Source organism: Paraburkholderia sp. SSBN10T (assembly GCF_056619545.1).
This window is the reverse complement of the sequence record NZ_JBWQQI010000093.1, coordinates 1-234: the sequence shown is the minus strand read 5'-3', so window position 1 is coordinate 234 and position 234 is coordinate 1. Positions and strand designations below refer to the sequence as shown.

Here is a 234-nt window from a genome sequence, read left to right as displayed (position 1 = left end):
ACGTTCGTCTTTAACGCAGGGTATGGTGATCTGGAGATCAACGAGCAGGATTTTTCGGGCAACCCGCACAACGTACTGGAGCTGGGTACGGGGATCAGCGAGTCGTCGGTGACGGTGAAGGGAGCAGGCAGCGGCGCACTGGTGCTCACCGACGGCGTGAGCGGCGACCAGATCACGCTGGATGGCATGCTGAACAACAGCGTCAACGGCGTGCAGCAGGTGCAGTTTGCCGAT

General features: G+C 60.3%; 1 protein-coding gene. It reads left to right on the top strand.

Features of this window, described 5'->3' with window-relative positions; translation table 11 throughout:
• A partial coding sequence (locus tag AC1ECK_RS36750) for a calcium-binding protein (protein WP_480328218.1) occupies window positions 1-234 on the top strand: 234 nt, incomplete at both ends.